Source organism: Streptomyces sp. NPDC002825 (assembly GCF_040295385.1).
GTDB lineage: Bacteria > Actinomycetota > Actinomycetes > Streptomycetales > Streptomycetaceae > Streptomyces.
This window is the reverse complement of record NZ_JBEOVH010000006.1, coordinates 329,856-340,615: the sequence shown is the minus strand read 5'-3', so window position 1 is coordinate 340,615 and position 10,760 is coordinate 329,856. Positions and strand designations below refer to the sequence as shown.

The 10,760-nt window shown below is 73.0% G+C and carries 8 protein-coding genes and 2 pseudogenes; 8 read left to right on the top strand and 2 right to left on the bottom strand.

Annotation, left to right across the window (positions count from 1 at the left end):
- Nucleotides 1–257 precede the first annotated feature (257 nt).
- Nucleotides 258–485: a hypothetical protein gene (locus tag ABT041_RS11565; RefSeq protein ID WP_351182747.1), complete on the bottom strand. Its 228-nt coding sequence runs from the start codon at nucleotides 483–485 to the stop codon at nucleotides 258–260.
- A gap of 124 nt (nucleotides 486–609) precedes the next feature.
- Nucleotides 610–1,289, bottom strand: a pseudogene (locus tag ABT041_RS11560) (P-type ATPase actuator domain-containing protein); the annotation flags it as partial.
- A 621-nt stretch (nucleotides 1,290–1,910) separates the two neighbouring features.
- Between ABT041_RS11560 and kdpF the strand changes: the two are divergent.
- From kdpF to ABT041_RS11520, 8 genes and pseudogenes are all read left to right on the top strand, one after another.
- On the top strand, nucleotides 1,911–2,000 hold the full coding sequence (gene kdpF, locus ABT041_RS11555) for a K(+)-transporting ATPase subunit F (RefSeq protein WP_351182729.1): 90 nt from the start codon (nucleotides 1,911–1,913) through the stop codon (nucleotides 1,998–2,000).
- Nucleotides 2,001–2,051: 51 nt separating this feature from the next.
- Nucleotides 2,052–2,329 (top strand): annotated as a pseudogene (locus tag ABT041_RS11550) (histidine kinase); the annotation flags it as partial.
- A 46-nt stretch (nucleotides 2,330–2,375) separates the two neighbouring features.
- The gene (locus tag ABT041_RS11545) at nucleotides 2,376–3,077 is read left to right on the top strand and encodes a response regulator (RefSeq protein ID WP_351182745.1); all 702 of its coding nucleotides are present in this window, start codon (nucleotides 2,376–2,378) and stop codon (nucleotides 3,075–3,077) included.
- Between the two features lie 52 nt (nucleotides 3,078–3,129).
- Nucleotides 3,130–5,673, top strand: coding sequence for a DUF4118 domain-containing protein (locus ABT041_RS11540; protein ID WP_351182727.1), 2,544 nt, complete (start codon nucleotides 3,130–3,132; stop codon nucleotides 5,671–5,673).
- Nucleotides 5,674–5,735: 62 nt separating this feature from the next.
- A complete protein-coding gene (locus ABT041_RS11535; RefSeq protein WP_351182725.1) occupies nucleotides 5,736–6,761 on the top strand; it encodes a hypothetical protein in 1,026 nt (341 codons plus the stop codon).
- A gap of 111 nt (nucleotides 6,762–6,872) precedes the next feature.
- A complete protein-coding gene (locus tag ABT041_RS11530; protein WP_351182723.1) occupies nucleotides 6,873–7,196 on the top strand; it encodes a hypothetical protein in 324 nt (107 codons plus the stop codon).
- 715 nt (nucleotides 7,197–7,911) lie between these two features.
- Entirely contained in the window at nucleotides 7,912–9,168 is a 1,257-nt protein-coding gene (locus tag ABT041_RS11525; protein ID WP_502976442.1) for an alpha/beta fold hydrolase, read from the top strand.
- Nucleotides 9,165–10,760, top strand: a complete 1,596-nt coding sequence (locus tag ABT041_RS11520; protein ID WP_351182719.1) for an alpha/beta fold hydrolase — start codon at nucleotides 9,165–9,167, stop codon at nucleotides 10,758–10,760. Before ABT041_RS11525 ends, ABT041_RS11520 begins: the two co-directional genes overlap by 4 nt.

The following is a 10,760-nucleotide window of genomic DNA, read 5'->3' as shown; positions in this document are numbered from 1 at the left end:
TTTGTGTTCGGGGGGGCGCCCGGCGCGGGCGGGGCGGGCCGCCCCCCCCCCGCCCCCCCCGCCCCTGTGACGTGGCGCGGGCAGACGTCAGCGCAGGGCGGACGCGCCCGGACGGCAGCGGGGCGTGCGACTCGGCGACGCCTGATGAGGCGGCCGGTCGAGCAGGAGCCACGCGCTGTTCACGCTTCTCATCCAATCCCTGGCCCTGTCCCCGGGCAAGGCTGCCGGCCGTTCCCTGATGGCCTCCTGACGGGCGTTCACCCGAGCCCCGGAACCATCGACACCACCAGGTCGATGGCCTTGATGCCGAGGAACGGCAGGACGAGGCCGCCGAGGCCGTACAGCAGCAGATTGCGACGCAGCAGGTCGTGCGCGGACGCCGGGGAGGACGGTACGTGTTGATGTCGCCGGCGGCCTCGACCGCCCGTCCCGACCCGTGACGTGCCGAAGGCCGACGACATCAGCGAGCTGATCGCCGATGCCACCAGCTTGCCGCCCTCCTGCTCCTTCCTGATGAGGGCGAGCTCGTCCTCGGGGGTGGCCTCGGCGAGGAAGTCGTCGACCCCGGCCTCGTGGGCGATGGCGCGCGCGGTCAGCGGATTGTCGCCGGACCAGGGCGATCATCCGGTCCATGAAGGAGTGTCCGGGCGGGAGGTCACCCGTACGACGATCCGGTCGGAGAGCACGGTCGTCCCGCCGGTGACGCCCGAGCGGTCGCCGCCCGCCTCCCGGATCACCGGGGCGGACTCGCCCGTCACGGCGGACTCGTCGACCGCCGCGACCCCGTCGACGACGTCACCGTCGGCCGGGATCGGCTCGCCCGCCTCGACGAGGACGAAGTCGAACAGCCGGAGGTCGGTGGCGGCCACGGCCTCCGTCTCCGCCCGGTCGAGGTCCGTTCGGTGGCGCCCGTGGCGAAGACGCAGCGCCACCGTGTCCGTACGGGCCCGGCGGAGCGATTCGGCCTGGGAACGGCCGCGTCCTTCGGCGACCGCCTCGGCCAGGTTGGCGAAGACGACCGTCAGCCACAGCCAGGCGCTGATGACCCAGGTGAAGACGGAAGGGTGCACGAGGGCGGAGAGCGTGGTCAGCACCGATCCGACGGCGACGACGAAGAGGACCGGATTGCGGACCAGGTGCCGCGGATGCAGTTTGCGCAGGGCGTCGGGGAACGAGCTGAGCATCTGGGCGGGGTCGAGCAGCCCGCCCTCCACCGCGCGTCGGCGCCGCGGCGGACGTGTGACGGGCGGAAGGGAGGGCGGCTGTTGTGTCGGAGCGGCCGGAGTCATGGGGTGAGGACCTTCATGAAGGAGCCGCCGCCCGGGACGGCGGGCGGCGGCTGGACGGCGGGACGCTGCGGCGGTACCGGGTGGCGTCGGGCGAGCGGAGGAACAGGAGGAAGGGGGCCGGCGTCCCGCCGATCCCGGGGATGTGCGGTGATCGGCGGGACGCCGGCCGTGCCCGCGCGCATGCGGATGGGGGGCATGGCGTCGAGCGGCCTTCGCCGGGAACGGTCGAGCCACTGACGACCTCGGCGTTGAGCGGCGGTTGACGAATCCAGTCGTCGACTCGGGCCGCACCGAGGCCTGTTGATGCCCCTCTGACGGCCGGAGGACTTCTCCTGACGCTTCCTTCGCGTCAGGCCCGGTCGTCCGTCAAGACGATGTCAGGACCCACGGGCGGCCCATCGGAGTCGTGTCAAAGGTGGTCGATTCCGGCTCGTCGTGCCGGGCCGCGGACGGCGCCCGTACGGATCGCGTCAAGGGCCTGTCAGCATCGCGGCCCGCCGCACCAGAGAGCCGTCAAAGTGGCTGCGCGGGACCCGGCGCGCAGCGTTTCCTCCGGGAGTGCCCGCAGATACGAGCGCAACTCCCAGGAACTCCACGGCAGTCGAAGGGGCAGTCCGGAGCATGAGTGTCGAGAACATCGTCGGTCTGATCATCGCCGTCGCGCTGGTCGGCTACCTGGTGGCCGCCTTCGTCGAACCGGAGAAGTTCTGAACGTTCCCGTGGCCCCGCCGCCGCACCCGCCCGTCGCCCCGCCGCACCCACGGCCGGCTCAAGGTCTACCTCGGGGCCGCCCGCGGCGCGGCCAGACCTGCCGGATGCTCGACGAGGGCCGCCGCAGGGCCGCACGGGGTACGGACGTGGTCGCCGGGCACGTGGACTGCCACGGACGGCCGTACACCGAGACCCTGCTCGAAGGGCTCGAACGGATCCCGTCCCAGGGCCGGGAGCTCGACCTCGACGCGGTGCTGCGCCGCCGCCCCGAGGTCGTCCTCGTCGACGACCTCGCCCACACCAACGCCCCCGGATGCCGCAACGAACGCCCGGCGCGCATCCGACGCCATGCCCAAGACGAAAGGCAGTACGCCGATGACCCGGGTCCTGGTCGTCGAGGACGACGCGCAGCTGGCGCGTGCTCTGACGATCAACCTCAAAGCGCGCACGTACGACGTGGACGCGGCCGACGACGCCGCCAGCGCGCTCCGGCTCGCGGCCACCGAGCAACCGGACGTGATCCTCCTGGACCTCGGGCTGCCGGACATGGACGGCATCGACCTCATCCGGGCGCTGCGCGGCTGGAACCGGGTCCCGGTGCTGGTGCTCTCCGCGCGCAGCGGCTCCGAGGACAAGATCCGTGCGCTGGACGCGGGCGCGGACGACTACATGACCAAGCCGTTCAGCATGGACGAACTCCTCGCCCGGCTGAGGGCGGCCACCCGCCGGATGGAGGAGTCGCCCGCGCACGCGCGGCCGAACACCGGAGCGGCGGGCGCGGTGGTGACGACCGAGGACTTCACGGTCGACCTCGTGAGCAGGAAGGTCCGGCGCGGCGACCGTGACGTCCGGCTCACCCCCACCGAGTGGCACCTCCTCGAGATCCTCATCTGCAACCCTGGCGTCCTGGTCAGCCAACAGCGCCTCCTCAAGGAGGTCTGGGGGCCGGGTCACAGCAGCAAGACCAACTACCTGAGGGTCTACATGGCGCAGCTGCGCCGCAAACTGGAGGCGGATCCGTCACATCCGCGCCATCTGATCACCGAGCCCGGCATGGGGTACCGCTTCGAGGCGTGACGCCCCCACCGCACACGTACACGCTCTGTCCGACCTCACGAGAAACGACACCATGGGACGCGGAAAGCTTCGGATCTACCTCGGCGCTGCACCGGGCGTCGGCAAGACGTACGCGATGCTCTCGGAGGCCCATCGGCGAGTGGAGCGTGGCACCGACTGCGTCGTCGCCTCCGTCGAGCACCACAGCCGGCCGCGTACGGAGGTGATGCTGCACGGCCTGGAGACGATACCCCGCCAGGAGATCGCGTACCGGGGCACGGTGTTCACCGAGATGGACGTGGACGCGGTGCTGGCCCGGAAGCCCGCCGTCGCGCTCGTGGACGAGCTCGCCCACACCAACATCCCCGGCTCGCGCAACGCCAAGCGGTGGCAGGACGTCGAGGAGCTGCTCGCGGCGGGCATCGACGTCGTCTCCACGGTCAACATCCAGCACCTGGAGTCGCTCGGGGACGTCGTCGAGTCGATCACGGGCGTGCGGCAGCGGGAGACGGTCCCGGACGAGGTGGTGCGCCGCGCCGACCAGATAGAGCTGGTCGACATGTCGCCGCAGGCGCTGCGCCGCCGCATGGCGCACGGCAACGTCTACAAGCCGGACAAGGTCGACGCGGCGCTGTCCAACTACTTCCGGCCGGGCAACCTCACCGCCCTGCGCGAACTGGCCCTGCTGTGGACGGCCGACCGCGTCGACGAGTACCTCCAGGAGTACCGCACCGAACACCGGGTCTCGAAGATCTGGGGTTCGCGCGAGCGGATCGTGGTCGGTCTGACCGGCGGCCCCGAAGGACGCACCCTGATACGCCGGGCCGCCCGACTGGCCGAGAAGGGCGCGGGCGGCGAGGTCCTGGCCGTCTACATCTCCCGCAGCGACGGCCTCACCTCGGCGTCCCCGAAGGAACTGGCCGTCCAGCGCACCCTCGTCGAGGACCTCGGCGGCACCTTCCACCACGTCGTCGGCGACGACATCCCCGCCGGACTCCTCGACTTCTCCCGCGGGGTCAACGCCACCCAGATCGTCCTCGGCGTCAGCCGCCGCCGCTCCTGGCAGTACGCCTTCAGCCCCGGCGTCAGCGCCACGGTCGCCCGCGAGTCCGGGCCCGACCTCGACGTCCACATCGTCACCCACGACGAGGCGGCCAAGGGCCGCAGCCTGCCCGTGGCGCGTCGCGCCGAACTGGGGCGGTCCCGCACGATCTGGGGCCGGCTCGTCGGCCTCGTCGGACCGGTGCTGCTCACCCTGCTGCTCAGTGGCGCCCTCCCCGACATGGGCCTCGCCAACGACGTCCTGCTCTTCCTGACCCTCACCGTCGCCGCCGCGCTGCTCGGCGGTCTGCGCCCGGCGCTGGCCTCGGCGGCCGTGGGGTCGCTGCTGCTCAACTACTACTTCACCCCGCCGATCCACGAGCTCACGATCGCGGACCCGAAGAACGTGGTCGCCCTGCTGATCTTCGTGGGCGTCGCGATCTCCGTCGCCTCCGTGGTCGACCTGGCCGCCCGCCGCACCCACCAGGCCGCCCGCCTCCGGGCGGAGGCGGAGACGCTCTCCTTCCTCGCGGGCAGCGTGCTGCGCGGCGAGACCGGCCTCGACGCACTGCTCGAACGGCTCCGGGAGACCTTCGCGATGGAGTCGGTCGCGCTCCTGGAGCGGCACGAGGACACCGAGCCGTGGACGTGCGTCGCCGCCGTCGGCCCCGGGCGCCCGGTCGGCCGCCCCGAGGACGCCGACGTCGACATGCCGGTCGGTGACCACTTGGCGCTCGCCCTGACCGGTCGCGTCCTGCCCGGCGAGGACCGGCGCGTGCTCGGCGCGTTCGCCGCCCAGGCCGCGGTCGTGCTGGACCGTCAGCGCCTGGTCGACGAGGCGGAGGAGGCCCGCAGGATCGCCGAGGGCAACAAGATCCGTACGTCCCTGCTCGCCGCCGTCAGCCACGACCTGCGCACCCCGCTCGCGGGCATCAAGGCCTCCGTCTCCTCCCTGCGCTCCGACGACGTGGACTGGTCGGACGAGGACCGTGCCCTGCTGCTCGAAGGCATCGAGGAGGGCGCCGACCGGCTCGACCACCTCGTCGGCAACCTCCTGGACGTCTCACGCCTGGAGACCGGAACCGTGACCGCCGTACCCCGGCAGACCGACCTCGACGAGGTCGTCCCGATGGCGCTGGTGGGCGTGCCCGACGACAGCGTCGAGCTCGACATCCCCGAGACGCTGCCCATGGTCGTCGTCGACCGCGGCCTGCTCGAACGGGCCGTCGCCAACATCGTCGAGAACGCAGTGAAGTACAGCCCCGCCGGCACCCCGGTCCTCGTCGCCGCCAGCGCGATCGCCGACCGCGTCGAACTCCGCGTCGTGGACCGTGGCCCGGGCGTCCCGGACGAGGCCAAGGACCGCATCTTCGGCGCCTTCCAGCGGTACGGCGACGCCCCGCGCGGCGCCGGCGTCGGTCTCGGCCTCGCGGTCGCCCGCGGCTTCGTCGAGGCCATGGGCGGCACGGTCACGGCGGAGGACACGCCTGGCGGCGGCCTCACCATGACGATCAGCCTGCGCAGGGAGGAGGGCGCCCCCACCTTCCACCCCGACGCGAGGAGCGGGACGACGTGAGCCCACGCCGGGACGGCCGGGCGGGGCAGCAAGAACGCGAACACAAAGAGGGGGAAGCGCTGATGAGCGACGACGAGCGCTCGCGTGGCACGGCACACACGGTCCGGACGAAGGCGCTCGCCTCGGCCCTGGCGGTGGCGGCGGTCGGCGGCGCGATCTGGTACGGACTCGGGCGGGGCACGGCATCCGGCGACGACCTGGGGGACAGCTGCCGGGGCTCGCTCGCGGTCGAGGAGGCCCGGACGTTCTTCGGCGGTGCCGACCTCGAGGCGCGCGGACACACCGGTGAATGGGTCGGATACGACACGGAGTGGTGCTCGGTCACGGCACGCGGCCAGGACTCCGGGCCGACCCTGAGGCTGCAGATCCGCCCCGTCGCCGCGCACCGGGCGAGTGGCGCGGCCGAGGAGGCCTCGGCGGCGCCCATCGGATCCGGATGGAACGGCTCCTTCGTCGGCCGTAGTCGGCCCGAGGCGGCGGTCCTCGTCGACTGCGAGGGTCTGCCCGGCAAGGGCCTCCTGGTCCTGACCGAGGCCACGGCGAGGTCCGAGGACCTGACGAGGGAGCAGCTCCTCCAAGTCGCCCGGCTCGCCACGGAGACGGCCCGCACCACGGCCGGACGCTTCCACTGCGGGGGAGCGCTGGGCACACGGCCGTCCGGCGTGGACCTGAGCGAATGGCGGGAGGTGCCGTCCGCCCGCGCGACGGGGACCTGCCGCAACGTGATGACCGCCGCGACCGCGACCCGGCTGCGCCTCACGACGGTCTCCGAGAAGCCCGCCGGGCGCGCGCTGACCGAGGCCTGCACGCTGAATCGGGGAGGGAAGCCGCTCGCCCAACTGACCGCCTCTTACGGACCCTCCGCCGAACAGGAGATGTATCTCGACGGCCGCTACCCCGGCAGCGTCAAGGGCGCCACGATGCGGGCCCTCACCTGCAAGGGCGCCCTGGGAACGGCGTACGTGAAGCTGGTCGGCCCGTCCGGCGGCGAGGACGGCCCGCGGGACCTCACGCCCGCCGACGTCCAGGAGCTGCTGGACGGCTTCGCGAAGACGTCGACGACGCGCCACGGCTGCCCCGTCTCCTGAACCGACACGGGGGACGTGGGAGCCGCCCCCCCCGAGCGCCACCGCGCCGACCATGACCGGCCATCCATACGAAACCTTGACGCCGAACTCACGTACGAAAGGGACCCCTGCGTGCGGCGATCCGCGCACTTGGTCGTCGGCGCCGCGGGCGCCCGGTTCTCCTCGTCCTCCCTGGACACGCTCGCCGGGCTGCGGCTCGACCAACCGGGCCTCGACTGGCGCCCGTCGCACGGACGCGTGCTGCGCGCGGGTGACCGGGTGGTCCTGGCGACGACGCGGCGGGGCCTGGACTTCCTGATGACGGGGGGTGCAGCCGCACCCTCCGGAGCGAAGGCCCTGAGGGGCGTCACACCACACCCGCGGCACATCGTCGGCGTCCCGGACACGATCAGCGTCGCCGCGGCCCACCGTCTGATGGCCGGACCGACCTCGTGACGCCGCGCGAACCCGAATGCCGGGCGCGGTCGTCATCCCTCGGTCGTGGCGCGCTGGTGCTCCCGGCCGGTGTCGAAGGAGCGGTCCGCTCCGCGAGTCGACGAGAGGGCGTGCAGACGAGGCCATCCCGGGCCGTGACCCGTCGGCGCCGCAGGCGCGGAGGGAGCGGTCCCGGGCAGGTGGGCGCGGACTGCTCCGAGTGGCGCCCCCCGGTGGTGGTCCTCCTGGCCCCGGCAGAGGCTGGCTCTCGCGGTGGCCGCCGCCCGGCGCATACGGGCGTACGGGGACGAGCGGAGCCGCGTCGTCATCGGTCTCGGCGCGGCCGAGGCCATCACAGAGACGGGATCACATGACGGAACAGGGCATCAGAACAGGCTGCCTGCCGTTCGTCCGCGGGCGCGGCAGGTCCGTACGAAGGCGGGCACGGAGACCCTCGCGGCGCTCGCCCAGCGGTGTGGCGCTCCTCGCGGCCGGGCTGGCATTCCTCGGCGCGCTCGCTCCGGCACCGAGCGGCGCGGTCACCGGACCCGGGCCGGGTGGCCCCGCGCGGTTCGTGCCCGGTCCCTGCCCGAGCACGCCCGAGCCGATCCCCGGGCGGTGCGGCCTCCTGGAGGTCCCCGAGAGCCGGGGCCACCGGGGCGGACGGACCATCAGGCTCACCGTCGCCATCATCCCGGCCACCTCCACGACGCCCGCCCAGGACCCGGTGGTGTTCATGGAAGGGGGTCCCGGCGGTGACGCGATCGGAGCCATCCCCTTCCTCGTCGCCTCCGGCGTGAACCGGGACCGCGACCTGATCGTCATGACCCAGCGCGGAGGGCTCTACTCGCAGCCGAACCTGGCGTGCCCGGAGATCGACCGGTTCAACGCGGCCGCCGTGGGCCTGCGTTACGACGCGCCCTCGACCGGCCGGCTCCTGGTCCGCGCGGCGAAGCAGTGCCGGGACCGGCTCACGGCCGACGGAATCCGGCTGAGCAGCTACAACACCACCGAGAACGCCGCCGACTTCGCCGACCTGCGCAAGGCGCTCCGCATCAGGAAGTGGAACGTCTACGGCTACTCCTACGGCACCGACCTGGCCCTCACCTATCTGCGCCGGCACCCCGAGGGGATCCGCTCGGTGGCGATCGACTCCGTGGTGCCGCCGCAGATCGTGAGCCTGCCCTGGGCCTGGGACAGCGCCCGGGAAGGGATCAACGCGATCTTCGCGGCGTGTGAGGCCCAGCCCGCGTGTGAGCGCCGCTACCCGGACCTTCCGCGCACGCTGACGCAGCAGGTCCGGCGCCTGGAGGCCAACCCCCTGACGCTGACCGTGCCGCCGCCCGGCGGCGGAGCCCCGGTGAAGGTCGTCCTCGACGGCGGCGCGCTGGTCAACCTGCTGGTCGCCGACGGCGGCGGGATGCCGGCCGTCGACGTCCCCGCCGCCCTCGACGAACTCGCCCACGGGAACCCGGAGCGCTTCGCCCGGGCCCAGGCCGCCGGCGCGACGCCCGCCGTCGGCGAGTTCGCCCACGGCCTGACGCAGTCGGTGGCGTGCGCCGAGTGGGCGCCGGGCTATTCGAAGGAGGACCTCCTCGAAGCCGGGCGCCGGGCGTTCCCGGGATGGCCGGACACGGTCCTGGCCCACGCGCCGCAGCTTCCCTTCGAGCACGACCTGTGCCGCGTCTGGGACGTCCCGGACCGCACCGCGATCCAGCGCGTGACCACCTACAGCGACGTGCCGACGCTGATCGTCTCCGGCACGTTCGACGCGAAGACGGGCGCCAGCTGGGGGCCGTACGCCGGCCGCACGCTGCCCCGCTCGACCGCCGTGCGGATCCCCGGGATCGGCCACTTCGTGGTCCCGCAGTCGCCCTGCGCGCAGCGCGTCCTCGCGTCCTTCCTCACCCGTCCCACCGCGCCCGACACCGGCTGCGTGGCAGGACTCGCGCCGAAACCGTTCACCATCACCCCCGCACTGGAGACCCGATGATGTCCCTCAGCCCACCCCCACCCCGGCCACGCCGCTTCCGCCGGCTCCCGGCCGCCCTGGCCGGAGCCACGGCCGGTGCCCTCGTCGTCGGCCTGGCCGCGATGCCCGCCCGGGCCGAGTCCGGCGCCGGAGCGCCGCTCGGCACGGTCGCCCGGACGGCGGGCGGCGCCCACTTCGAACCGGGCCCCTGCCCGCGGACGGCGGACCCGATCCCCGATCTGGCGCGCGCCTACTGCGGGACGCTGACCGTCCCCGAGAACCGCTCCCACCGCCATGGGCGAAGGATCACCCTCGCGGTCGCGATCATCCCGGCCGTCACCGGAAGACCGGCGCCCGACCCCATCGTGTGGCTCGCCGGCGGACCCGGCGACGACGCGGTCTCCGAGATCCCGATGGCGGTCGCCGGCGGCCTCAACCGCGACCGTGACGTGATCTTCATGTCCCAGCGCGGGACGTACTCGGCCGACCCGGAGCTCACCTGTCCGAACATCGACGAGTTCAACGCGCGTGCCCTCGGCCTCGTCTCCAACGTCCAGTCCACACGGCGCCTGCACGTCGAGGCGACCCGGGAGTGCCGCGCCAGGGTGGTGGCCCGGGGCGCCGACCCCGGCGCCTACAACGACATCGAGAGCTCGGCCGACTACGACGACCTGCGCAAGGCGCTGGGCATCAGGAAGTGGAACGTCTTCGGCATCTCCTACGGCACCCACCTGGCGCTCAACTACATGCGCCTGCACCCGGACGGCATCCGCTCGGTCGGCATCGACGGCGTCCTGCCGCCCTCGCTGGCCGGCGGGGCCATCACCTGGAAGGCCGCACGAGAGGGCTTCGACGGCCTGTTCAAGGCCTGCGAGCAGCAGACCGCCTGCAACACCCGCTACCCGAACCTGAAGTCCACCTTCCTCCGCCTCGTCAGTGAGCTGGAGGCCCACCCGGTCACCACCACCGTCACGGTCCCGGTCCACCCCGAGCCGGTGAAGGTCGTGCTCGACGGGAGCAACCTGGTCACCTGGCTGACCTCGGCCACCCACGTGGCGGCCGGCGTGCCGCGCTCCCTCGACGAACTCGCCCACGGCAACCCGCGGCGCATCGCCGAGCAGCTCGCGGGCGGCAAGTACAGTCCGGCCGCCATCGGGAGGACCTCCCACGGGCTGGTCTACGGCATCTTCTGCAGCCAGTGGACCCCCTACGAGAGCCGGGCCGACATCATCCGGGGCGGACGGCAGGCGTTCCCGACGTTCCCCCGGTCGATGCTGGCCAACGCCCCGCAGCTCGCCTGGCTCCACGACGACTGCCGCGCCTGGGACGTCCCCGCCGCGCCGCCCTGGATCCGCGACGTGACGCGCAGCGACATCCCGACCCTCGCGCTGTCCGGCGGATTCGACGCCCAGACCGCCCCGAGCAACGGGGCGTACGTCGCCCGGACGCTGAGCCGGTCCACGGCCGTCACGGTCCCGTACGTCGCCCATGTGGTCTTCGCCGACTCGACGTGCGCACAGACGATCACCCGCTCGTTCTTCGACACGCCGACCGCGCCGAACACGAGCTGCCTCGCGGGACTGCGACCGCCGACGTTCGAGATCGCGCCGTAG